The organism is Arthrobacter ginkgonis (genome assembly GCF_039540195.1).
Classification (GTDB): domain Bacteria; phylum Actinomycetota; class Actinomycetes; order Actinomycetales; family Micrococcaceae; genus Zafaria; species Zafaria ginkgonis.
This window is the reverse complement of sequence record NZ_BAABEO010000006.1, coordinates 2,421-24,450: the sequence shown is the minus strand read 5'-3', so window position 1 is coordinate 24,450 and position 22,030 is coordinate 2,421. Positions and strand designations below refer to the sequence as shown.

The 22,030-nt window shown below is 69.7% G+C and carries 20 protein-coding genes, 1 tRNA gene and 1 riboswitch; of the genes, 7 read left to right on the top strand and 14 right to left on the bottom strand.

What is annotated here, in order from left to right; genetic code table 11:
- Position 1: 1 nt before the first annotated feature.
- The 3 genes from ABD912_RS01620 to ABD912_RS01610 all read right to left on the bottom strand — a co-directional run bounded on the left by ABD912_RS01620 (position 2) and on the right by ABD912_RS01610 (position 1,745).
- Complete coding sequence (locus ABD912_RS01620; RefSeq protein WP_345147973.1) at positions 2 to 631, bottom strand: ECF transporter S component; 630 nt, start codon at positions 629 to 631, stop codon at positions 2 to 4.
- Positions 632 to 659: 28 nt separating this feature from the next.
- Positions 660 to 1,328, bottom strand: a complete 669-nt coding sequence (locus tag ABD912_RS01615; protein ID WP_345147972.1) for a YkoF family thiamine/hydroxymethylpyrimidine-binding protein — start codon at positions 1,326 to 1,328, stop codon at positions 660 to 662.
- A 32-nt stretch (positions 1,329 to 1,360) separates the two neighbouring features.
- Positions 1,361 to 1,470: riboswitch (TPP riboswitch) on the bottom strand.
- A gap of 202 nt (positions 1,471 to 1,672) precedes the next feature.
- Positions 1,673 to 1,745 (bottom strand) — tRNA-Lys (locus tag ABD912_RS01610).
- Positions 1,746 to 1,862: 117 nt separating this feature from the next.
- Here ABD912_RS01610 and ABD912_RS01605 point away from each other — a divergent pair.
- Positions 1,863 to 2,522: a hypothetical protein gene (locus ABD912_RS01605; RefSeq protein ID WP_345147971.1), complete on the top strand. Its 660-nt coding sequence runs from the start codon at positions 1,863 to 1,865 to the stop codon at positions 2,520 to 2,522.
- Positions 2,523 to 2,554: 32 nt separating this feature from the next.
- On the opposite strand, the gene ABD912_RS01600 is transcribed toward ABD912_RS01605, so the two are convergent.
- Complete coding sequence (locus tag ABD912_RS01600) at positions 2,555 to 3,949, bottom strand: DUF2252 domain-containing protein (RefSeq protein WP_345147970.1); 1,395 nt, start codon at positions 3,947 to 3,949, stop codon at positions 2,555 to 2,557.
- A gap of 504 nt (positions 3,950 to 4,453) precedes the next feature.
- On the opposite strand from ABD912_RS01600, the gene ABD912_RS01595 reads away from it, so the two are divergent.
- Positions 4,454 to 5,071 carry a hypothetical protein gene (locus ABD912_RS01595; protein ID WP_345147969.1) on the top strand — a complete coding sequence of 206 codons (618 nt, stop codon included), beginning with the start codon at positions 4,454 to 4,456 and terminating at the stop codon, positions 5,069 to 5,071.
- A gap of 10 nt (positions 5,072 to 5,081) precedes the next feature.
- Complete coding sequence (locus tag ABD912_RS01590; RefSeq protein WP_345147967.1) at positions 5,082 to 6,101, top strand: inorganic phosphate transporter; 1,020 nt, start codon at positions 5,082 to 5,084, stop codon at positions 6,099 to 6,101.
- Between the two features lie 260 nt (positions 6,102 to 6,361).
- Here ABD912_RS01590 and pstB read toward each other — a convergent pair whose 3' ends face one another.
- The 4 genes from pstB to pstS form a co-directional block, all read right to left on the bottom strand.
- Entirely contained in the window at positions 6,362 to 7,141 is a 780-nt protein-coding gene (gene pstB / locus ABD912_RS01585) for a phosphate ABC transporter ATP-binding protein PstB (RefSeq protein WP_345147966.1), read from the bottom strand.
- A 60-nt stretch (positions 7,142 to 7,201) separates the two neighbouring features.
- Positions 7,202 to 8,308, bottom strand: a complete 1,107-nt coding sequence (pstA, locus tag ABD912_RS01580) for a phosphate ABC transporter permease PstA (RefSeq protein WP_345147965.1) — start codon at positions 8,306 to 8,308, stop codon at positions 7,202 to 7,204.
- Positions 8,308 to 9,168: a phosphate ABC transporter permease subunit PstC gene (gene pstC, locus ABD912_RS01575; RefSeq protein ID WP_425548010.1), complete on the bottom strand. Its 861-nt coding sequence runs from the start codon at positions 9,166 to 9,168 to the stop codon at positions 8,308 to 8,310. Before pstC ends, pstA begins: the two co-directional genes overlap by 1 nt.
- A gap of 164 nt (positions 9,169 to 9,332) precedes the next feature.
- A complete protein-coding gene (pstS, locus tag ABD912_RS01570; RefSeq protein ID WP_345147963.1) occupies positions 9,333 to 10,442 on the bottom strand; it encodes a phosphate ABC transporter substrate-binding protein PstS in 1,110 nt (369 codons plus the stop codon).
- Positions 10,443 to 10,773: 331 nt separating this feature from the next.
- On the opposite strand from pstS, the gene ABD912_RS01565 reads away from it, so the two are divergent.
- The 3 genes from ABD912_RS01565 to disA all read left to right on the top strand — a co-directional run bounded on the left by ABD912_RS01565 (position 10,774) and on the right by disA (position 14,459).
- On the top strand, positions 10,774 to 11,844 hold the full coding sequence (locus tag ABD912_RS01565; RefSeq protein ID WP_345147962.1) for an FUSC family protein: 1,071 nt from the start codon (positions 10,774 to 10,776) through the stop codon (positions 11,842 to 11,844).
- 84 nt (positions 11,845 to 11,928) lie between these two features.
- A complete protein-coding gene (gene radA, locus ABD912_RS01560; protein WP_345147961.1) occupies positions 11,929 to 13,317 on the top strand; it encodes a DNA repair protein RadA in 1,389 nt (462 codons plus the stop codon).
- Between the two features lie 65 nt (positions 13,318 to 13,382).
- Positions 13,383 to 14,459 carry a DNA integrity scanning diadenylate cyclase DisA gene (gene disA / locus ABD912_RS01555; RefSeq protein WP_345147960.1) on the top strand — a complete coding sequence of 359 codons (1,077 nt, stop codon included), beginning with the start codon at positions 13,383 to 13,385 and terminating at the stop codon, positions 14,457 to 14,459.
- 76 nt (positions 14,460 to 14,535) lie between these two features.
- Here the strand turns inward: disA and ABD912_RS01550 are convergent, their stop codons facing one another.
- Positions 14,536 to 15,276: a hypothetical protein gene (locus ABD912_RS01550; protein WP_345147959.1), complete on the bottom strand. Its 741-nt coding sequence runs from the start codon at positions 15,274 to 15,276 to the stop codon at positions 14,536 to 14,538.
- Between the two features lie 104 nt (positions 15,277 to 15,380).
- Between ABD912_RS01550 and ABD912_RS01545 the strand changes: the two genes are divergently transcribed.
- Positions 15,381 to 16,388, top strand: coding sequence for an HhH-GPD family protein (locus tag ABD912_RS01545; protein ID WP_425548006.1), 1,008 nt, complete (start codon positions 15,381 to 15,383; stop codon positions 16,386 to 16,388).
- Between the two features lie 68 nt (positions 16,389 to 16,456).
- Here the strand turns inward: ABD912_RS01545 and ABD912_RS01540 are convergent, their stop codons facing one another.
- From ABD912_RS01540 to lysS, 5 genes are all read right to left on the bottom strand, one after another.
- Entirely contained in the window at positions 16,457 to 16,963 is a 507-nt protein-coding gene (locus ABD912_RS01540; protein WP_345147958.1) for an amino-acid N-acetyltransferase, read from the bottom strand.
- A gap of 236 nt (positions 16,964 to 17,199) precedes the next feature.
- Positions 17,200 to 19,710 carry an ATP-dependent Clp protease ATP-binding subunit gene (locus tag ABD912_RS01535; protein ID WP_345147956.1) on the bottom strand — a complete coding sequence of 837 codons (2,511 nt, stop codon included), beginning with the start codon at positions 19,708 to 19,710 and terminating at the stop codon, positions 17,200 to 17,202.
- Between the two features lie 142 nt (positions 19,711 to 19,852).
- Complete coding sequence (locus ABD912_RS01530) at positions 19,853 to 20,149, bottom strand: histone-like nucleoid-structuring protein Lsr2 (RefSeq protein ID WP_345147954.1); 297 nt, start codon at positions 20,147 to 20,149, stop codon at positions 19,853 to 19,855.
- A 113-nt stretch (positions 20,150 to 20,262) separates the two neighbouring features.
- The gene (locus tag ABD912_RS01525; RefSeq protein WP_345147953.1) at positions 20,263 to 20,433 is read right to left on the bottom strand and encodes a hypothetical protein; all 171 of its coding nucleotides are present in this window, start codon (positions 20,431 to 20,433) and stop codon (positions 20,263 to 20,265) included.
- Positions 20,434 to 20,440: 7 nt separating this feature from the next.
- On the bottom strand, positions 20,441 to 21,967 hold the full coding sequence (lysS, locus tag ABD912_RS01520) for a lysine--tRNA ligase (protein WP_345147952.1): 1,527 nt from the start codon (positions 21,965 to 21,967) through the stop codon (positions 20,441 to 20,443).
- Positions 21,968 to 22,030 lie beyond the last annotated feature (63 nt).

Sequence of the window (22,030 nt, the reverse complement as noted above, 5' to 3'; positions counted from 1 at the left end):
GCTAGACCTTGCTGATCGGGTCGGGGCTGATCCGGTCGCGGCCGATCGCGAAGTTGTCGACCACTCCGGTCTTCGCCAGGGCCCCGACGATGGTTTTTGCCAGCAGGCCGCCCAGGATGAGCCCGGAGGCCAGTTGCAGGACCAAGCGCAGGACGAACAGCTCCTGGCCGTACCAGCCGAAGCGGAAAGCGGAGAAGAGGAACACCAGTCCTGCCCCGAGCAGGCCCGAGAGGGCGAAGGTGCCCCAGCCGAAGGAGCGGTAGCCGCGCAGCGCGAACGGGATCTCGCTGCCCAGGCCCTGGATCGCGGCGGAGACGAAGAGGATCGGGCCCACGGCGGAGCCAAGGAACACCACTTCGATGACCGATGCCAGCACCTCGGCGATGATCCCGACGAAGGGCCGGCGGATGATGGCCACGGCGATCGGCGCCACCAGGAGCCAGCCGCCGATCAGGAAGTGCTGGGCCAGGTCTCCGGCCGGGCCCATGAGGATGGACAGGCCGGTCCAGGCCTGGACCAGGACCCAGTAGAGGAAGCCGAATACCACCCCCAGCACCACCATGAGGACCAGGTCCTTGAGCGCTAAGGCGGGGCGTTTGCGGGCAGGGGTCAGCGTGCTGTGAGAAGTCATGGAAGTAACCCTTGAAGTAGGTGGAGGCTTAGCGGGCCGAGGGGCTGTTGATGGAGAGCGTGAGGTGGGTGGTCACGTGCTGGACGGTGCGGCCGACCAGGACCCAGCCGGCAGCCACTGTCTCGAGGATGCGGGCGATGTCGCCCTCCAGGCGGGTGACAAAATGTTCCGACTTCACGAACGTGCCCTTGGCCTTGGCGTAGTCGACGGCGGCGTAGATGTCCCGCATGTGGTCCGGGTCCACGCCGTCGCGGCCGGTGTCCTCCAGCGGGTACAGGGCCCACTCCGCTGCCGCCTGCACCCCGGTCTCCTCCAGTTCGACGATCTCGCTGCGCAGCGGGCCGGCTCCGCCGGGAAGTTCGCATTGCACTTCGCCGGGGCAGCCGCGGGAGAGGTGCACGGTGGCAACAACGTGGGCACCGCCGCGGCCGGCCGCCGAAATGAGCTGGCTCAGGTACCGCAGCAGGTCCGGCTCCCGGCCGGCCACGAAGGTGCTCACGTCGCCCGTCTGAACCTCCAGCCCGGTGGCATCGGCCTTCTGCAGCGACCCGAGGATGACCTCGGCGTAGTCGGCACTCATCACGGCCAGGGTGACCCTGGCACCAATGCCGAAGTTGTCGTGACTCAGGGTGGGGCTGCCGGCGGCGGCAGGCGCCAAGGCAGGGTCGGTGACTTCAGTGGGGTAATTCGGATGCATTTTCGCGCCCTTCTGTTGTGAGAAACAGGGCACAGGATTCGATGTTGACTCCCTGCGCTGGCATGATCCAGATCAGGTTCAACGGTCGAAACTTGAGAAGTTTCCTCTCAGCCCGGCTCACCGGACTCCCGTGTTCAGCCACGACCCTACACCGGCCCGCGTGGCCGCCGCCTGCCGCAGCGGGCGGAAGGCGGACTGTGACGCAACGGGGCTCTGACGCACCGGGAATCTGACGCAACGAAGGAAGGCCGGCGCGCAGCCGAAGCGCCCGGGCAGAGAGGCCCCGGCAAAGGGGCCGGCAAAAAGGAATCCCCGCCTCCGCGGGGAGGACGGGGATTCGGCGGTGGGCCCCGCGGGGATCGAACCCGCGACCCGCGGATTAAAAGTCCGATGCTCTACCAACTGAGCTAGAGGCCCGCCAGACCGTAAAGGCCTTCAACAATGCTAGCGGATCTCCCGGCGTTGCCTCGTGCACTCGCCGCGGACACGCCCTCCCGGCGCCACGCCCGCGGCACCGGAGTATCCTCTTGTCGCATGAGCGCAGTCCCAGCCAGCGGGTCCGGAGCCTCGGCCCCGCGCCCGCACAAGCCCGTCCCGTTCGCGCCGGTCGACTTCGAACCGTTCGTGGGCGGGGCCGATCCGGCCCGCGTGTCCGAGGCCGCCCACCTGGCCGCCGCGGCCCTGGTGCATCAGGGGCGCGCGAGCACCGATCCGGCGGTCACCCGACGGCTGGTGAAACTGGCGGACAAGGAAGGCTTGGAGGCGATCGCCGAACTGTGGGCGGAGAGCCCGCCCCGGTCCCTGCCCGGTGCCCTGTGGCGGCTGTACGCGCTGCGCGCCGCCACGGTGCAGAACCCCGAACGCATGGCGGCCTACTTCCGCGAGGGCCGGTACGTCGCGCAGGTCCAGCACGTGGTCGCCGGCGTCGCCGAGCCGCCCGGGGCGGATGAGCTGCGTTCGATGGCGGATTCGATCCTCTCCGGCGCGTTCGACGGCGAGTTCGACGTCGCGCTGGAACGTTCCGCCGCGTACTGCCGCGTCGTTGCGCTGGGCCAGACGCACCACGCGGACGCCGCCGAACAGGCCAACGAACCGCACGCGACCAAGCTGACCCGCAGCGCACGCCAACTGGTCAAGACCGCCGAGGACCTGGAGGCTTCCGCGCGGGCCTGGCGTCGCGGCGAGCTGATCTAGCGTCCACGACTCCTCCCCACCCTCGCTGCGCGTTACACGTCCCGCAGGGCCTCTAGCCGCCCGACGCGGACGGCTTCCTCCAGGGCGGCGTGGTCGGCTTCCGTCTGGTCCGCGTACCGGCCCGCCCAGGTGGTGACGGCGACGTCGAAGCTGTCGCCGTTGCCGAGGTATCCGGAAAGGAAGCGGCTGCCAGGGCTCTGGCAATGCGCCCGGGCCAGGAGTTCCCCGCACAATTCGCCGTAGGTCTCCGCCGCGGACGGGGACAGTTGGGCGAGGTCCAGCGAACCCTTCAGGTCGCGGTACTGGCGCAGGTAGTGGTCGCGAACGATGCCGTCCTCCCCCTTCACGCCGCGGACCCAGCCGAGCATGGGATCCGACTGGGCCTGCAGGATCCGTTGCGCCGCCACCACGCGGAAGCCGTGGCCGTGGAGGATCAGCTGCTGGGTGACGGCGTTCGGCGCGTCCGTGACTTTCCCGTGGGTCTCCAGGACCGAACGCCCCGCTTCCTTGGACTGCATGAACAGGAGGTCCCCGGAGGGGCCGCGGAGCATGAACAGGAAACAGCGGGTGCCGACGCTGCCCACGCCGACCACGCGCGAGGCGCAGTCCACCATGCTGTATTGGCTGAGCAGGAGGGCAGTATCGGTGCGCAGGGTCCTGCGGTACTCCTCGAAGAGGCCGGAGAGGCGGTCCCAGTCGGGGTTGGCGGGCCGGCGGACCAAGGGAGGCTGCTCGGCGATGCGCTGGATGCCGTTCTCCGTCACGGTGGTCAGCTTCTCCATCACGCGTTCGGAGGTGCTCTGGCGGGCCTTGCGGGCCGCCTGGTGGGCCATTTTCGGCAGCGCCTCCGCCTCCACTTGGTAGTAGTAGCGTTCCAGGACGGACATGTCGTACAGGCGGTGCACCGTGGTGCGGTAGGAACGCACGGAGGCAGCGGCAGCGTCCCTGCAGCGCGCTTCCGGATGGCCGTTGGCGCGGCCATTCAGCCACAGGCTGGCCGCCAGCCGCTTCACGTCCATCTCCCAGGCGCCGGGGTAGGCCTCATCGAAGTCGTTCAGGTCGAAGACCAGCCGCCGTTCCGGCGAGGCATAGAGCCCGAAGTTCGCCAGGTGCGCGTCGCCGCAGGCGATCACGCGGTAGCCGGTGGCGGTGTCGCGGGCCAGGTCGTGTGCCATCACGGCCGCGGCGCCCCGGTAGTAGGCGAAGGGCGATTGCAGCATGCGCCCGATCCGGACCGGGACCAGGTCCGGCTCGCGGGTGGTGTGCTGCCCGGCCAGGATCTCCACGGGGTCCCGCTCCGGCAGCTCGAAGCGCGCGTGGTTCCTGCGTGGAACCAGCGCGCGGACGCGCCGGCCGGCCTGCAGGTCTTCCTCGTCCGGACGGGAAACCTCCGGGCCGGGACTGTCCGGGCGGGAAACGTTCGGCATGGCTCCCCCTCGATCTGCCGGTATGTGCAGCGGTGTGGGCGGTGCCGGCTTAAATTGCCGGCGGGCCTACGGCGATTGTAGTCACTGCGGGTTTTCCGGCACCATGGATGGCCGCGACCGGGTGGGGGCGTATTGACAGAAAGGCCCGGTGGGAAGAAAACTATTGGCGGTGCCGGATCGCGGCAGCCCCGGGCTCCATCTTTCAGCCGCTACGAGCGGCCTGCCGCCGAGAGGCGCTCCCGGTTCGGCACCATAAGCTTGAGAAACGGCCCCAATCAGTACACCTAGGCCACCGACCGGCGAAACGGGCCGGAACGATGGGCCGGAGCAATTGGGCCCAGCGCAGAGGGCTTCAACAAAGACGCCGACGCCCCCGGATCCCGCACCCGTGCGACGTTCATCGCTTCCGGCCCCCGGCAGGTGGCCCGTGGTCTGTGGCCGCGGATAGCATGCGTAAACTTGTTCACGTCCGTTTCCCCCTTTGAATCCGCGGCGGTAAACCACGTGAAATTCAGCCTGTTCCCTGCGGAATACCGCGGCCTGGAACTGCTTCGCGACCTCTCCTCCGAGGTCCTGGACGGCGTGCAGATCCTCTCCCAGATGCTCGGGGCCGCCGACAACGAACAGGAAGGGCTGGCCGCCGGCCTCAACTCCACCGAGGCCCGCGCCACCGACCGGCACTACGCCGTGCTCACCCATCTGCGCACCAGCTACGTGAACCCCCTCCCGCGCGAGGACCTCTACACCTTCTCCCGGTTGCTGCACGAGGCCGTGGAGCAGCTCAGTGGGGCCGGCGACCTGCTCGTGCACACCGGAGCTGGCCGGCTTTCCCGGCGCGCTGCGGAACAGCTGGAGATGATCGGGCGCCAGGCCGAACTTGCCTCCGCCGCGATCGGCCAGCTGAACAACCTCGACGACCTCGAGGACACCTGGCTGGAAATGGTGCGCCTGTCCAAGCGGGCCAGCCGCACCCACCGCGTCTGGGTCGCCGAGCTCTCCGACCTGCAGAAGGCCTCCCTGATCGTCAAGCACCGCTACGTGGCCGACCAGCTGCTCGCCGCGGTCCACACCCTGCGCGCGGTCGCGGACCACTTGGGCCGGATCCTGGTCAAGGAATCCTGAGCACGCCCGGATGGAACAACTCCTGCTGGGCCTGGTCCTCGTCGCGACGTGTGCCTATGCGTTCCTGAACGGCTTCCGCGACGTGTCCAACTCGGTGGCCGCCGCCGTCAGGACCCGTTCGCTCACCCCGACCATCGCCGTCGTCGTCGCCGCGTTCTTCGCGTTCGTCGGCACCATGCTCAGCCAGGCGTTCGGCGCCTACCTGGTTTCCGCCGTCGAACTCAACGTTCCCGCCCACTCGCTGGGGCTGGCGATCCTGCTCGCCGGACTGGTCGCGGCCGGCGGATGGGGACTGTTCTGCTGGTGGCGGGGCATCCCGGTCTCCTCCACGCACGCGGTGATCTCCGCGCTGGCCGGCGCCAGCGGCGCTTCGGCGCTGCTGGGCGGGGACGGAGTCCACGACGCGCTGCGCATGCTGCTGCTGGGGGTGGTGGCGCCCCTGCTGCTCACCCCACTGGTCGCCTATGGGCTGTCCTTCGCACTGGTGGCCCCGGCCACGTGGCTGGCCCGCCATTCCAGCTCCGACGACGTCAACACCTGGGGCAGGGCCGCCCAGTCCATCAGCGCGTGCGCGGTTTCGCTCGGCCACGGACTGCAGGACGGCCAGCGCACGGGGGCGCTGCTGACCCTGGCGCTGGTGGCCGGGAACGTCGTGCAGCCGGGCACCTATCCGCTGGCCGCGCAGCTGACCGGCGGCTTCTTCCTGGCCGCGGGGGCGCTCTTCGGCGGCTGGCGGATCTCCCACACCCTCGCCTACCGGCTGGTGACCATTGATGCGCTGCGCGGAGCCACGGCGCAGAGCGTCTCCGCCTCGATGCTGTTCTTCGGCGCCATGGTGATGCACCTGCCGCTGTCCACCACGCAGGCGGTCACCAGTGCGATCGTGGGGGCCGGGGCCAACCAGCGCTTCGAATCCGTGATGTGGCGCAACGTGCTGCGCGTGCTCTCCTACTGGTTCGCCGCGCCCGTCACGTGCGTGGTGCTGGGCGGGATGCTGTTCCTGGCGCTGTCCCCTCTGCTGGGCGGGTAAGCGCGCGGGGCAGGCCCTCTCGCGTCGACTCCGTCGCCACGAAGGGAACCCGGCCGCCCCACGCTTGCGGGGCAGGCCCTCTCGCGTCGACTCCGTCGCCACGAAGGGAACCCGGCCGCCCCACGCTTGCGGGGCAGGCCCTTAAACGGGACGGCGGCGGCCGGCACCGTGGTGCCGACCGCCGCCGCGATCCCCCTCAAGATCCCCTGAAGATCCCCCTCCAGGGCCGTTCCCGCCGTGGCGGGAACACCTAACCCGGCCTATCCGAAGCGGCCGGAAACGTAGTCCTCCGTGGCCTTCACGGAGGGGTTGCTGAAGATGATCGCCGTGTCTTCGTACTCGATCAGCTTGCCCGGCTTGCCGGTGCCGGCGATGTTGAAGAATGCGGTCTTGTCGGACACGCGGGCGGCCTGCTGCATGTTGTGCGTGACGATGACCACCGTGTAGTCGTTCTTCAGCTCGTTGATCAGGTCCTCGATCGCCAGCGTGGAGATCGGGTCCAGCGCGGAGCAGGGCTCGTCCATCAGGATCACCTCGGGCTTGACGGCGATCGTGCGGGCGATGCACAGGCGCTGCTGCTGGCCGCCGGAGAGACCGGAGCCGGGCTTGTCGAGGCGGTCCTTGACCTCGTTCCAGAGGTTGGCGCCCTGCAGCGAGGATTCCACGAGGTCGTCGGCGTCGGCCTTGGAGATGCGCTTGTTGTTGAGCTTGATCCCGGCCAGCACGTTGTCGCGGATGGACATGGTCGGGAACGGGTTCGGGCGCTGGAAGACCATGCCGATGTGGCTGCGCACGGTCACCGGGTCGACGCCGCTGCCGTAGAGGTTGTCGCCGTCGAGCATGACCTTGCCCTCCACGCGGGCGCCCGGGATGACCTCGTGCATGCGGTTCAGCGTGCGCAGGAAGGTGGACTTGCCGCAGCCGGACGGGCCGATGAAGGCCGTCACGGACTTGGGCTCGATGCTGATGTTGACGCCCTCCACGGCCAGGAAATTGCCGTAGTAGACGTTGAGGTCTGTGACGTCGATGCGCTTGGACATGGTGTTCCTTTTCAGGTGAATTCTGTGGTGCCCGGCGCCGTGGGCGTCCGGGCGGCCGGGCTAGCGGCCGGTTTTCGGGGCGAAGACGCGGGCGATCAGGCGGGCGCCGAGGTTGAGCAGCATGACCAGGACGATCAGCACCAGCGCGGCGGCCCAGGCCCGCAGCGTGGAGGGCTCCGGGTTGGTCGGCGAGGTGGGATTCAGGATCTGGTAGTAGATGAACGCCGGCAGCGAGGCCATCCAGTCGGAGAACACGTTGGCGTTCATCCGGGTCACGAAGCCCGCGGTGACGATCAACGGGGCGGTTTCGCCGATGACGCGGGCGATGGCGATGGTGACCCCGGAGGCGATGCCGGAGATCGCGGTGGGGATGACCACCTTGACGATGGTCCGCCACTTGCGCACGCCCAGCGCGTACGCGGCTTCGCGCAGTTCGTTCGGGACGATCTTGAGCATTTCCTCGCTGGAGCGCACCACCACCGGGATCATCAGCACGGACAGCGCGACGGCGCCGACGATGCCGGCCTTGAAGCCGGGCCCGGCAATCACGGCGAACAGGCCGGCGGCGAACAGGCCAGCCACGATCGAGGGGATGCCCGTCATGACGTCGACGAAGAACGTGATGGCCCGGGACAGGCGGCCGCCCTGGCCGTACTCCACCAGGTAGATGGCGGTCAGCAGGCCGATCGGGATGGAGATGATCGAGGCCCAGAGGGTGATCAGGAAGGTGCCGACCAGCGCGTGGGCGATGCCGCCCATCAGCGGGCTTTCCCCGGCGGCGGTGGCGTTGTCGACGCGGCCGCGCACGCCCTGCATGTCGCTGGTCAGGAAGTCCAGCGAGAATCCTGCGATGCCGTTGGCCAGCACGGTCCAGATCACGGAGACCAGCGGGACCAGGGCGACGATGAACGCGCCGAACATCAGGCTGGTGGCGAACCGGTCGGCGGCCTTCCGCGCGCCTTCGACGGCGAAGGAGACCGCCCAGTTGGCGGCCACGAACAGGATGGCGGCCAGCACGGCCCATCCCCAGACGTTGAAGCCGGCCAGGGCCAGCAGGGCGGCGGAAACGACCAGCGCGCCGGCGGCCACCGCCCAGGGGGCCCAGTTCGGAAGCTTGTTGCGGGTGAGTGCGGACCGGCGGCTGCGGACCTCAGTTGTGACGGTCATTAGTTGGCTCCCGAGAATTCCTTGTGGCGGGCCACGATCCAGCGGGCGACCATGTTGACCGCGAGCGTGATGACGAACAGCACCAGGCCGGCGGCGAAGAGCGCGTTGGTCTGCAGGCCCGAGGATTCGGGGAACGCGAGCGCGATTTCCGCGGCGATGGTCTGGTTGCCGGACTGGATGAGGCTGGCGATCATGGGGCCCGAGGAGAGGACCAGGGCGATGGCCATGGTTTCGCCCAGCGCGCGGCCCAGGCCCAGCATGACGGCGGAGACGATGCCGGGGCGGGCGAAGGGCAGCACGGCCATGCGCACCATTTCCCAGCGGGTGGCACCCAGGGCCAGCGCGGCCTCCTCGTGCAGCTTGGGTGTCTGCAGGAAGATTTCGCGGCTCAGGCTGGTGATGATCGGCATGATCATCACGGCCAGCACGATGCCGGCGGTCAGCATGGTCTTGCCGGTGGCGGAGGCCGGGCCGGCGAAGATTGGGATCCAGCCCGCGTTCTCGGACAGCCACACGTAGCTCGGGACCAGGGCCGGGGCCAGCACGGTGATGCCCCAGGCGCCGTAGATCACCGAGGGGATCGCGGCCAGCAGGTCGACGACGTAGCCCAGGCTCTGCGCGAGCCGGCGCGGGGCGTAGTGGGAGATGAAGAGCGCGACGCCGACGGCAACGGGCGTCGCGAGGAGCAGGGCGATCGCGGCCGCGATGAGCGTGCCGACGATCAGCGCGCCGATGTGGGTGAAGAAGCTGACTCCGCCCTTCAGGTCGGCGGGGTCGGCGGTCAAGGCGGGGATCGATTCCTTGACCAGGAAGACGGCGACGCAGAACAGGACAAACAGGATCAGGGATCCGGCGGCCATGGCGGCGGTGGAAAAGATCTTGTCGCCTGTGCGTCCGGCACTGCCGGATTCAGTCAGAGCGTTGGAGGACACTGGGATTCCTTAGGTACTGAAGCTTGAGGGGGCTTCACACCAGGAGGCTCCGTCCCGCCGCGGGGCGGCGGAACGGAGCGTTCCGGGGCGTGCTACTTGACGGAGATCGTCGCGATGGCCTCGGCGGCCTGGGCGGTGAGTTCGGCGCTCAGCGGGGAGGATCCGGCGTCGGCGGCGGCGACTTCCTGGCCCGCGGCGGAGGTGATGTAGGTGCCGAAGGCCTTGACGAGGTCCGCGGTCTCCTGGTCGGCGTAGGAGGAGCAGAACAGGCCGAAGGTCACCAGCGAGACCGGGTAGACGCCGGCCTCCGTGGAGGTGCGGTCCAGGTCGAACGCGATGTCGTGGTCGGCGCGGCCCTCGACGGCGTGGGCGGTGTCGGCGGCCTTGGCCGCGCCCTCGGCGGTCGGGGCGGAGAATTCCTCGCCGACCTTCACGGAGGCGATGCCCAGGCCGGTGGTGCGGGAGGCGTCGGCGTAGGTGATGGCACCGGCGGTCTTGGCGACGGTCTCGACGACGCCGGAGGTGCCCTTGGCGGACTCGGCGGCGAAGGCGGTGGGCCAGTCGCCGGACTTCTCCTCGGTCCAGACCTTCGGAGCGGCCTGGGAGAGGTAGTCGGTGAAGTTCTCGGTGGTGCCGGACTTGTCGTTGCGGTGCACCACGGTGATCTTCGTGTCCGGCAGGGTGACGCCCGGGTTGAGGGCGGCGATGGCCTCGTCGTTCCAGGCGGTGATCTTGCCGGAGAAGATGGAGGCGATGGTGTCGGCGTCCAGGTTCAGGGACTCGACGCCTTCGAGGTTGAAGGCGACCGCGATCGGGGAGACGTAGATCGGCACGTCGAAGGCGCCGTCCGGGCCGCAGGTGGCCTTGGAGGCCTCCAGTTCCTCGTCCGTCAGGTAGGCGTCGGAGGCCGCGAAGTTGACCTTGCCGTCGATCAGGCCGGTGCGGCCCGCGCCGGAGCCCTCTTCGGTGTAGTTGACCTGCGCGCCGGAGTTGGCGGCGGCGAATTCCTCGGCCCAGGCAACCATGGCCGCGCCGACGGAGGAGGCGCCGGTGCCGGTCAGCGTGCCGGAGACGGCAGCCTCGGAGGTGCCGCCGGCCGCGGAAGAGGTGGTGCCGGCGGTGCTGTTGGAACCGCAGGCGGTGAGCGCCAGGGCGGCGACCGACAGGACGGCGGCGGTCTGGCCGATGCGAAGAGCCTTCACGTGTTGTTCCTCTTTTCGGGAGTTGGGGATCTGGTCCCCGTCAGAGAGTGGGGAGCGGTGCAGTGGGTGACCGGGTGCGGGAGGCGCCATGCGTCTGCCCGCTCCTCAGTTGAGGTTAGGGACGGCAGGTAAAGGAACGTTCCGGCGAAGGTGAACGGAGGGTGAACGGAGGCCGCATTTTTGGTTGACAACCCCAGGCGCCCCTTGCATCCTCCGGACCGCGGGGCTAGGGGATGAGACGCGGATCACCGGGCGTCCGTGAAAGACTGGACCAATGCCATCCCACTCCGCCTTCCGCCGAGCCGCGGGGTTCATTCGCCGGAGGACGCGGGTGGGCATCTTGCGCGTGCGTTCCTCGCTGCTGAAGATCGTGCAGATCACCGTCTGCGCGGTGGCCGCCTACTGGTTCGCCGAGCAGGTCCTTGGCCATGAGGAGCCGATCTTCGCGGCGACGTCGGCGATGATCGCCTCCGGCTTCGGCCGGGACACCACGCTGCGGCGCACCCTGGAGGTGGCCCTCGGCTGCACGCTGGGCATCGCGGTGGGCGATCTGCTGCTGAGCCTGCTGGGCACCGGAATCTGGCAGGCCGCCGTCGTCGTCGCCCTGTCCCTGGCGCTGGCGCGGTTCCTGGACAGCGGCACGATCTTCAGCACGCAGCTGGGACTGCAGTCCCTGCTGGTGGTGCTGCTGCCGGTCCCGGCCGCGGGGCCGTTCGCCCGCAGCCTGGACGCGATCGTCGGCGGGCTGTTCGCGATCGCGATCGCGATCCTGATCCCGCGCCACCCGCGCAGCGAACCCGTGAAGGAACTGCGCGGGCTGCTGGGCGAGCTGTCGGGGGTGCTGCGCGAATGCGCGGCGGCGCTGCTCTCCGCGGATGCGACGGCGGCCTGGCACGCCCTGGTACGGGCGAGGACCACACAGGAGCTGATGAACGCGCTGCCGGCGGCGCTGAAGTCGGCGCAGGAGACCGCGATGATCTCCCCCGCCTTCCGCCGCTACCGCGGCGAACTGGAGCGGCTGCGCCGGGTGGCGGACGGGACGGACCTGGCGGTGCGCAACGCGCGCGTGTTCACCCGCCGGATGGCCAACGCGCTGATGCACGGCACCCCGGGTCCGGAGGCCGCGGAGGACCTGGCCGCGTTCCTCGAGGAGCTGGCGGACGCGGTGGACCTGCTGGAGCATTCGGTGTCCGAGGCGCACCAGTCCGCCCGGGACCGGGCCGAGCACGCGGCGCGCAACGAGCTGGCCGCCTCCGCCTCCCGGCTGGCACCGGGCGCGTTCGGGGTCTCCGGGCTGGAGGGCGAGGCGCTGGTGCTGCTGCTGCGCCCCATGCTGGTTGACCTGCAGGAGGCCGCCGGGACCAGCCACGAGGACGCCGTCCGGTACCTGCCGCGCATCTGAGCCCCAGCCTCTGGGCACGGCCGCCCGAAGCGGCCCCGGACCTTCCCGGGCAGACTGTCAGGGGCGCGGGATAGCATCGACCCCATGGCCACCAAGACCTCCGCCCGCCCGAAATCGGCTCCGAGTTACCGCTGCGCCGAATGCGGCTGGACCACCGTGAAATGGGTGGGACGCTGCGGCGAATGCCAGGCCTGGGGAACCGTCGAGGAAACCGGGCACGTCGCCGCGCGGACCACCGCCGCGGCCACCGTCGCCGAGCCGGCCCGCCCGATCGCGCAGATCGACGCCTCCGCCGCCTCCTACCGGCCCACCGGGGTCGGCGAACTGGACCGCGTGCTTGGCGGCGGCCTGGTGCCCGGCGCCGTGATCCTGCTGGCCGGCGAGCCCGGCGTGGGCAAGTCGACCCTGCTGCTGGATGTCGCGGCCCGAACGGCCCGCGGGGGCGCAAAGGTGCTGTACGTGACCGGCGAGGAGTCCGCGGCCCAGGTGAAGATGCGCGCCGAGCGGATCCATGCGATCGCTGACACCTTGTTCCTCACGGCGGAAACGGACTTGGGCATCGCCCTGGGGCAGATCGAGAAGCTGGATCCGGCGCTGCTGATCGTCGACTCGGTGCAGACCCTGGCCTCCGGCGAGGTGGAGGGCACCGCCGGAGGGGTCACCCAGGTCCGCGAGGTCGCCGCGTCGCTGATCAACGCCGCCAAGAAGCGGAACATGGCCACCCTGCTGGTGGGCCACGTGACCAAGGAGGGCTCCATCGCCGGCCCTCGCCTGCTGGAGCACCTGGTGGACGTCGTGTGCCAGTTCGACGGCGAGCGCCACTCCCGGCTGCGCCTGCTGCGCGCGGTGAAGAACCGGTACGGCCCCACCGACGAGGTCGGCTGCTTCGACCTGACCGAATCCGGCATCGAGGGCTTGGCCGATCCCAGCGGCCTGTTCGTGACCCGCACCAAGGAGCCGGTCTCCGGCACGTGCATCACCGTGACGCTGGAGGGCCGGCGGCCCCTGGTGGCGGAGGTGCAGTCGCTGCTGGCCAAGACCACCAACGCGCAGCCGCGCCGGGCGACCAGCGGGCTGGATTCGTCCCGGACGGCGATGATCCTGGCGGTGCTGCAGAGCCGGGCCAACCTGGACCTGTCCTCGCTGGACTCCTACGTGGCAACGGTGGGCGGGGTGCGGCTGAGCGAGCCGGCGACGGACCTGGCCACCGCTCTGGCCATTGCGGGTTCCCGGCTGGACCGCCCGCTGCCGCCGAACTTCATCGCGTTCGGGGAGGTGGGCCTGGCCGGGGAGGTGCGCCCGGTGCCGGAGATCGGACGGCGCATCACCGAGGCCGAGCGACTGGGGTTCAAGTACGCGGTGGTCCCGGCATCCCCCAACGGACCGGGCAACGTGCCGGAGGGTTTCCGGGTGTGGCAGGTCAGCACGCTTCACGAGGCGATGGAGGTCGCATTCAACCAGCGAAACCGCTAGCCACCCGTAGAATAGGCGCAAGGTCGCGCCATTTCTGTGTTCCGGCCGGCCCGGAAGGAACGGTCATGGCCAAGAGCCCCGAAGAAGCGCTGCGGACCACGCTGGCGCGCGTCGCCCCCGGAACGCACCTGCGTGACGGCCTGGAGCGCATCCTGCGTGGGCGCACCGGTGCCCTGATCGTGCTCGGCCAGGACCGCACGGTGGAGAACATCTGCTCCGGCGGCTTCGACATCAACATCGCGTTCTCGCCCCAGCGGCTGCGGGAACTGGCCAAGATGGACGGCGCGATCGTGTGCGACCGGGACGCCTCCAACATCCTCAAGGCGGGCGTGCAGCTGGTCCCGGACCACACCATCCCCACCGAGGAGACGGGCACCCGCCATCGCACGGCCGAGCGCGTGGCCATCCAGACCGGCTTCCCGGTGATCTCCGTGTCCCAGTCCATGCAGATCATCGCCATCTACGTGCAGGGCCTGCGGCACGTCCTGGAAGGCTCCGAGCCCGTGCTGGCCCGCGCGAACCAGGCGCTGCAGACCCTTGAGCGCTACCGCGCCCGCCTGGACCAGGTCACCAGCACGCTGTCCGCGCTGGAGATCGAGGCAATGGTGACGGTGCGCGACGTCGCCCTGGTGCTGCAGCGCCAGGAGATGGTCCGCCGGATCTCCGAGGAGATCGCCCAGTACGTGCTGGAACTCGGCGTCGACGGGCGCCTGCTGGCGCTGCAGCTGGAGGAGCTGAGCACCGGGCTGGGTCCGGGCAGCGACATGCTGCTCAAGGACTACTCGGAACTGGGCACCGAGCCGCTGGACATCGAGGTGGCCCTGGCGCAGCTGCACGAGCTTTCCTCCACGGACATGATCGACCTGTCCCGGATCGCCTCTCTCCTGGGGTACGCCCCGGACACGAACTCCCTGGAGACCGTGGTGCACCCGCAGGGCTACCGGCTGCTGGCCGGGATCAAGTCCGTGCCGCGCGCCGTCGCCGACCGCCTGGTGGCGACCTTCGGCGGGCTGCAGCGCCTGATGGCGGCAAACATCGAGGACCTGATGGCCGTGGACGGCATCGGGGAGCAGCGCGCCCGCACGGTGCGCGAGGGCCTGTCCCGGATCGCCGAGTCCAGCCTGCTCGACCGGTTCATGTAGCCCGATCGGTTCATGTGGCCCGATCGCTTCATGTGGCGGCCCGCGGGAGCGGGACGCCCGGTTCCGGGTGCCGGCCTCACTTGAGGACGAACGGCACCTTGCCGCTGGTGGTCTCGCCCAGCTTCACGGTCACCACGTAGGTTCCGGGGCGGGGCTTGGCGGAGACGGGCTTGCATCCCGGGGCGCTGCGCCTGCGCTCCCAGGTGAAGCGGGCGGTTTCCGAGCTTCCGGCCTTCATGGTGATGTCCACGTCCGTCGGGTCCGCCAGGCAGTCCGAGGAGGAGTAGATCCGGTCCGAGCCGCTGGAAACGCTGAAGTCCTGCTGGCTGGTGCCCACGTTGAGCCGGCAGGCGGAGGACCCGACGTTGGTGATGGTCATAACCAGCACCGGCGTCTGGGAGGACGCGTACGACTTCCTGCTGGTGGACGCGGCCACGGCAATGTCCGCCTCCGTGCAGGCGGCAGTCCCGTCAGAGGATGCCGTGGTGGCCTCGCCCTCCGCGGATTCGTCGTCCGTGGCTTCCCCGGCCGCGGCGGCCACGGAGGACGCGGAGGGATCAGCGGCGGCGGGGGCCGGCTGCGAGGCGGTGGCGGAGACGCTCGGGGCAACCTGCCCGGCGGCCGCGGGCTCCCCGCGGAACAGGCCGATGATCGCCGCGCCGCCCCACACCAGCAGGGCAAGGACAGCCAGCAGCAGCGCCAAGGCCACTATGCGCCGCCGGCGGTACACGGCGGGGCTGGGACGCGTGGGGCGGGGCTGGGCCGCGCCGGGCTGGGCCACGCCGGAGGAGGCGGGGCGGGACTGCTCTGGTGCCATGTTAAGAGGCTAGGGATCAGCGGGCCCGGAAGCCGGTTCCCACGCCGGGCGGTAGAGTATTGGTGCCTGTTCCGCGCCGCCGCCATCCGCTAGGAGTCCCACCCGTGTCCCATTCCGACCTCGGAGAGCCCCGCCTGGGAGAGCCCGGTTTGGGAGAGCCCGGCCTCGGGGGGTTGCACCGCCGCGTCACGGACTGGTTCGCCGTGAACGCGCGCGACCTGCCCTGGCGCCGCCCCGAATGCACCCCGTGGGGCGTGATGGTCAGCGAGTTCATGCTCCAGCAGACGCCCGTGGTGCGCGTGCTACCCGTGTGGGAGGAATGGATGGAACGCTGGCCGGAGCCGGCGGACCTCGCCGCGGAGCCCGCCGGGGAGGCGCTGCGCGCGTGGGGACGGTTGGGCTACCCGCGCCGAGCGCTGCGCCTGCACGGCGCCGCCCAGCGGATCGTGGAGGACCACGGCGGCCGCGTGCCCTCGGCGCACGCCGACCTGCTGGCGCTGCCCGGCGTCGGCGCCTACACGGCCGCGGCGATCTCCTGCTTTGCCTTCGGGTCCCCGGAGACCGTCGTGGACACCAACATCCGGCGCGTGCACGCCCGGCTGGTCTCCGGCCGCGCTTTGCCGGAACCGACCTACACGGCGGCCGAGGCGCGCCTGGCGGAGGCGCTGATGCCTCCGCAGGGGCACGACGGCGGGCGGCTGGCCAACGCCTGGAACGCCGCGGTCATGGAGCTGGGCGCGCTGGTGTGCACGGCCCGCTCGCCCCGCTGCCAGCAGTGCCCGGTCGCCGACGCGTGCGCCTGGGTCGAGGCCGGGCAGCCGGAGCCGCACTACGTTCCCAAGGGGCAACCGTGGGCGGGCACCGACCGTCAGGTGCGCGGTGCGTTTATGGCCGTGCTGCGCGAATCCGACGGCCCGGTCCCGCGTGCACAGCTGCTCGGGATTTCCGGCCAGGTTTCCGCCACCGAGCAGGCCGACCCGGCCCTCGCGGCGGCCTGGAAGCGGCTCACCGGGCTCTCGGCGGCAGCGGAGCAGCGGCTGCGCTGCCTCGACGGCTTGCTCGCCGACGGGCTGGCCCATGAGGGGCCGGAGGGCGTGGCACTCCCCCACTAGCGTGCGGGGACCCCTGGCCGCTCTCTTGCAGGGACCCGGCTGCCCCGCGCTTGTCAGCTGCCTCCGTCCTAGAGGCGGCGGATCATCCGGGTGTTGCCCAGGGTGTTGGGCTTGACCCGGGCCAGGTCCAGGAACTCGGCGACGCCCTCGTCGGTGGAGCGCAGCAGTTGGGAGTAGACCTCCGGGTCCACCACTGACTGGTCGGCCATGACCTCGAACCCGTGGCGCTGGAAGAACGGCACCTCGAAGGTGAGGCAGAAGACCCGGTCGACGCCGATTTCGCGGGCATCCTCCACCAGCTGATCCAGCAGGGCGTGGCCCACGCCCCGGCCGCGCCAGTCCTCGGAGGTGGCCAGCGTGCGCACCTCGGCAATGTCCTCCCACATCACGTGCAGGGCGCCGCAGCCGATGATCGCTCCGGCGTCGTCCTCGGCAATCCGGAACTCCTGCAGGCTTTCGTAGTAGGCCACCGCCTCCTTTTCCAGCAGCACGCGCCGGTCCGCCAGCGGCTTGACGAGGGCGCGGATGCTGTCGACGTCCGCGGTGCGGGCGCGGCGCAGGAAGAAGGAGCTCATGCGGCCATCCTATGCCCAGCGCGAATCCCGGACCTGCGCGGTCCGCGCCGCACGGCGGCGGGGCGGCACCCACGCCTCACTTCCCGCCCGCCGGCCGGGCGGGAAGTGACGCATGCGAAAGGACCCCGGTTTCCGCCTCCTGTGAGGGGTGCGGAAACCGGGGTCCTTTCCGGTGGGGCCAGGTGCATCCGGGGTGGCTTCCCCCGGACCTTCCTTCGCTGGCTAACTTTCGATGGCTAGCCTTCGATGGCGGCCGGTTCCGGTTCCCCGGTGATGGCCTCGGGGCCGGAGTGGCCGACGAAGGTGAACTTCGCGGCGTCGTCCTCGCCCTCGACGTCGACCATGATCCGCTGGCCGGTCACGATCTGGCCGAAGAGGATCTTCTCGGAGAGCTGGTCCTCGATCTCGCGCTGGATGACGCGGCGCAGCGGGCGGGCGCCCATGGCCGGGTCGTAGCCCTTGCTGGCCAGCAGGACCTTGGCCGCCGGGGTGAGCTCGATCGTCATGCCCTTGTCGTCGAGGCGCTTCTGCAGGCGCTTCACGAAGAGGTCGACGATCTGGACGATCTGCTCCTGGGTCAGCTGCGGGAACACCACCACGTCGTCGACGCGGTTCAGGAACTCGGGACGGAAGTGCTGGCGCAGCTCCTCCTGAACCTTGGCCTGCATGCGCTCGTAGCCGGTCTTGGTGTCCGTGGCCGACTGGAAGCCGGTCATAACGCCCTTGGAGATGTCCCGGGTGCCGAGGTTCGTGGTCATGATGATCACGGTGTTCTTGAAGTCCACGACGCGGCCCTGGGAGTCGGTCAGGCGGCCGTCCTCAAGGATCTGCAGGAGCGAGTTGAAGAGATCGGCGTGCGCCTTCTCCACCTCGTCGAACAGCACCACGGAGAACGGGCGGCGGCGGACCTTCTCGGTGAGCTGGCCGCCCTCCTCGTAGCCCACGTACCCCGGGGGGGCACCGAAGAGGCGGGAGACCGTGTGCTTCTCCGAGTACTCGGACATGTCCAGGGTGATCAGGGCGTCCTCTTCGCCGAAGAGGAACTCCGCGAGCGCCTTGGCCAGCTCGGTCTTGCCGACGCCGGTGGGGCCGGCGAAGATGAACGAGCCGCCGGGGCGGTTCGGATCCTTCAGGCCCGCACGGGTGCGGCGGATGGCCATGGAGATGGCCTTGATCGCCTGGTCCTGGCCGATGACGCGCTTGTGGAGCTCGTCCTCCATGTGCAGCAGGCGGGAGGATTCCTCCTCCGTGAGCTTGATGACCGGGATGCCGGTGGAGTTCGCCAGCACCTCGGCGATGAGCTCCTCGTTGACCTCGGCGATCTCGTCCAGGTCGCCGTTCTTCCAGGCCCTCTCCTTGTCCGCGCGCGCCTCCTGGAGCTTCTGCTCCTTGTCGCGCAGCGCGGCGGCGCCCTCGAAGTCCTGGGCGTCGATCGCGGCTTCCTTCTCGCGACGGACGGAGGCGATGTCCTCGTCCATCTTCTTCAGCGCCGGCGGAGCCGTCATGCGGCGGATGCGCAGGCGGGCTCCGGCCTCGTCGATCAGGTCGATCGCCTTGTCCGGGAGGAAGCGGTCAGAGACGTAGCGGTGCGCCAGCTGCGCGGCCGCGGCCAGCGCGCCGTCCGTGATGGAGACGCGGTGGTGGGCCTCGTAGCGGTCGCGCAGGCCGCGCAGGATCTCCGTGGTGTGTTCCACGGAGGGTTCCTTGACCTGGATCGGCTGGAAGCGGCGCTCCAGTGCGGCATCCTTCTCGATGTGCTTGCGGTACTCATCCAGGGTGGTGGCACCGATGGTCTGGAGCTCGCCGCGGGCCAGCATCGGCTTGAGGATGGAGGCCGCGTCGATCGCGCCCTCCGCCGCGCCGGCACCGACCAGCGTGTGGATCTCGTCGATGAACAGGATGATGTCGCCGCGGGTGCGGATCTCCTTGAGGACCTTCTTCAGGCGTTCCTCGAAGTCGCCGCGGTAGCGGGAACCGGCCACCAGGGAGCCGAGGTCCAGCGTGTAGAGCTGCTTGTCCTTGAGGGTCTCCGGCACGTCGCCGCGCACGATCGCCTGGGCCAGGCCCTCGACGACGGCGGTCTTGCCCACGCCGGGCTCACCGATCAGGACCGGGTTGTTCTTGGTGCGGCGGGAGAGGACCTGCATCACGCGTTCCATCTCGAACTCGCGGCCGATCACCGGGTCGAGCTTGCCTTCGCGTGCGGCCTGGGTGAGGTTGCGGCCGAACTGGTCCAGCACGACCGAACCTGCCGGCGCGCCCTCCTGCTGGCTCTGGCCGGTGCCCGAACCGGGGGTTTCCTTGCCGCCCTGGTAGCCGGAGAGCAGCTGGATGACCTGCTGGCGGACGCGGTTCAGGTCGGCGCCGAGCTTGACGAGCACCTGCGCGGCGACGCCCTCGCCCTCGCGGATCAGGCCAAGCAGGATGTGCTCGGTGCCGATGTAGTTGTGGCCCAGCTGCAGCGCCTCGCGCAGCGAAAGCTCAAGGACCTTCTTCGCGCGCGGGGTGAACGGGATGTGGCCGGAAGGGGCCTGCTGGCCCTGCCCGATGATCTCCTGCACCTGCTCGCGCACGGCGCCGAGCGAGATGTTCAGGGACTCCAGGGCCTTGGCGGCTACCCCCTCACCCTCGTGGATGAGGCCGAGCAGGATGTGCTCGGTGCCGATGTAGTTGTGGTTGAGCATGCGCGCCTCTTCTTGGGCGAGCACGACAACGCGACGGGCACGGTCGGTGAATCTCTCAAACATGCGGCACACTCCTAGCTAACGCGTACCTCCGATGCTACGCACGAATTGCGCCCCTGTGGGGCTTGTTCGCCGTAGGGAAAACGAGGCGCGAAATCGGGTGTGCCCGGCCGGCCGCCGGAGGGACCTGCGGGCCCGCCCCGGGCTAGGGGTGGGCGGCCCGGTAGGCCTCGATGACGTCCGAGTGCAGGCGGCCGCGTTCGCTGACCTGGAACCCGTGCTCGGTGGCCCAGGCGCGGATGGCCGGGGCCTCGGCGGCGGAGTAGGCGTTGGAGCGGCGGGAGGCCTCGATGTAGGGCGCCAGGAGCTCGCGCAGCCGGGAGGCGTTGACGATTCCGAGGTCGATCTCGTAGTGGTTTCCGTCGAGCCCAAACTGGACGGTCTCCTCGGCCGGGCTTCCGTCGAGGTCATCAATCAACGTGATTTCGACTTTCCGTGCCACGCGGAGCTCCTTGGTTGGGGGACAGGCTGCCGCGGCTATCGTTTCCGACGGTGCGGCACGCCAGTCTAATCACATCCGGATAGTCCCAACCAATCTTTGTCCGCTTCAGGAAATCAATTTCCGTCGTCGTTCTTTTCCGTTTCCTGCGCGGCCTCGGCACGGCGCGCCTCCGCCTCGGCCTCCGCACGGCGTTCGGAGCGGTCGGCATTCATGACGGCCCGGATGACCACCCAAAACAGCAGGGCAACCACGATCGTCGGGGCCAGGACCTCCACGTACTCCATGGCGGGCCTACGCTTCCGGCTTGAGCAGCGGGAAGAGGATGGTCTCGCGAATGCCCACGTCGGTGAAGAGCATGACCAGGCGGTCGACGCCGAGGCCAATGCCGCCCATCGGCGGGGCGCCGTACTCGAGCGCGCGCAGGAAGTCCTCGTCCAGCTGCATCGCCTCCGGATCGCCCTTGGCCGCCAGCAGGGACTGCTGGGTGAGGCGCTCGCGCTGGACGACCGGGTCGATCAGCTCGGAGAACGCGGTGCCGCGCTCCATGCCGCCGATGATCAGGTCCCAGGCCTCGATGACGCCCGGCTCGCTGCGGTGGTGGCGGGCCAGCGGCTGCGCCGACGGCGGGTAGTCGTAGACGAAGGTCGGGTCCATCAGGGTCGGCTCGACGATCTCGCCGAACAGCTCGATGGCCAGCTTCTCGGCGTCCCAGGCGGGGTCGACCTTCACCTCGTGCTTCGCGGCGACCGCCAGCAGGGTTTCGGCCGGGGTTTGCGGGGTGATTTCCTGGCCGACGGCTTCGGACAGGCCCGGGTACAGGCCCAGCCAGCGCCATTCGCCGTCGAGGTTGATGGTGCCCTTGGAGGTTTCCAGCACGCGGCCGACGCCGGCGGCGTCCGCGGCGGCGAGGATGATCTCCTTGATGCGGTCGGCCATCACGAACTGGTCTGCGTAGGCCTCGTAGCTTTCCAGCGTGGTGAACTCCGGGGAGTGCGTGGAGTCCACGCCCTCGTTGCGGAAGATGCGCCCGATCTCGAAGATGCGGTCGATGCCTCCCACCACGGCGCGCTTGAGGAACAGCTCGGTGGCGATGCGCAGGGTCATCGGCTGGTCGAACGCGTTCAGGTGGGTGTGGAACGGCCGGGCCGAGGCGCCGCCGTGGATGAGCTGGAGCATCGGGGTCTCCACCTCCACGTAGTCGCGCGCATGCAGGGTGTCGCGGATGGCACGGGTGATGGCGGCACGCTTGTAGACCATCTCGCGGGCCTCGTCGCGCACGATCAGGTCCGCGTAGCGCTGGCGGACGCGGGTTTCCTCGTTCAGTTCCGCGTGCAGCACCGGGAGCGGGCGCAGGGCCTTGGAGGCCATCTGCCACTCCTGGGCCATGATGGACAGCTCGCCACGGCGGGAGGAGATGACCTGACCCTGGATGAAGATGTGGTCGCCGAGGTCCACCAGGCGCTTCCACTCGGCGAGGGCCTCCTCGCCGACGTTGGCCAGGGAGACCATGGCCTGCAGACGGATGCCGTGGCCTTCCGGGCCGCCCTCCTGGAGGGTGGCGAAGCAGAGCTTGCCGGTGTTGCGCAGGAACACGACGCGGCCGACGACGCCGACGGTGTCCGTGGTCTCCTGACCCGCCTCGAGGTGGGCCCACTGCTCGCGGACCTCGCCGAGGGAATGGGTGCGCGGAACGCCGACCGGGTACGGGTCGCGGCCGGCAGCGATCAGTTCAGCGCGCTTGTCCAGGCGCACCTGGCGCTGGTCGCTGGTCTCGGGGTGCTTGGCGGCGGCGGGGGCGGCGGTGTTTTCGGCAGTCACGGTAACCAATTCTACGTGGTATTGGGCAGGGCGGACGCTGGGGGTGGCGGGCACGACGGGGGG

Excerpts from the sequence above, each read along its gene's own strand:
- ABD912_RS01535 (WP_345147956.1), bottom strand. The coding sequence starts at position 19,710 with ATGTTTGAGAGATTCACCGACCGTGCCCGTCGCGTTGTCGTGCTCGCC.
- radA (WP_345147961.1), top strand. The coding sequence starts at position 11,929 with ATGGCCACCAAGACCTCCGCCCGCCCGAAATCGGCTCCGAGTTACCGC.
- ABD912_RS01540 (WP_345147958.1), bottom strand. The coding sequence starts at position 16,963 with ATGAGCTCCTTCTTCCTGCGCCGCGCCCGCACCGCGGACGTCGACAGC.
- pstC (WP_425548010.1), bottom strand. The coding sequence starts at position 9,168 with ATGGCCGCCGGATCCCTGATCCTGTTTGTCCTGTTCTGCGTCGCCGTC.
- ABD912_RS01600 (WP_345147970.1), bottom strand. The coding sequence starts at position 3,949 with ATGCCGAACGTTTCCCGCCCGGACAGTCCCGGCCCGGAGGTTTCCCGT.
- ABD912_RS01615 (WP_345147972.1), bottom strand. The coding sequence starts at position 1,328 with ATGCATCCGAATTACCCCACTGAAGTCACCGACCCTGCCTTGGCGCCT.
- disA (WP_345147960.1), top strand. The coding sequence starts at position 13,383 with ATGGCCAAGAGCCCCGAAGAAGCGCTGCGGACCACGCTGGCGCGCGTC.
- pstA (WP_345147965.1), bottom strand. The coding sequence starts at position 8,308 with ATGACCGTCACAACTGAGGTCCGCAGCCGCCGGTCCGCACTCACCCGC.
- ABD912_RS01605 (WP_345147971.1), top strand. The coding sequence starts at position 1,863 with ATGAGCGCAGTCCCAGCCAGCGGGTCCGGAGCCTCGGCCCCGCGCCCG.
- ABD912_RS01590 (WP_345147967.1), top strand. The coding sequence starts at position 5,082 with ATGGAACAACTCCTGCTGGGCCTGGTCCTCGTCGCGACGTGTGCCTAT.
- ABD912_RS01525 (WP_345147953.1), bottom strand. The coding sequence starts at position 20,433 with ATGGAGTACGTGGAGGTCCTGGCCCCGACGATCGTGGTTGCCCTGCTG.
- ABD912_RS01620 (WP_345147973.1), bottom strand. The coding sequence starts at position 631 with ATGACTTCTCACAGCACGCTGACCCCTGCCCGCAAACGCCCCGCCTTA.
- pstB (WP_345147966.1), bottom strand. The coding sequence starts at position 7,141 with ATGTCCAAGCGCATCGACGTCACAGACCTCAACGTCTACTACGGCAAT.
- ABD912_RS01550 (WP_345147959.1), bottom strand. The coding sequence starts at position 15,276 with ATGGCACCAGAGCAGTCCCGCCCCGCCTCCTCCGGCGTGGCCCAGCCC.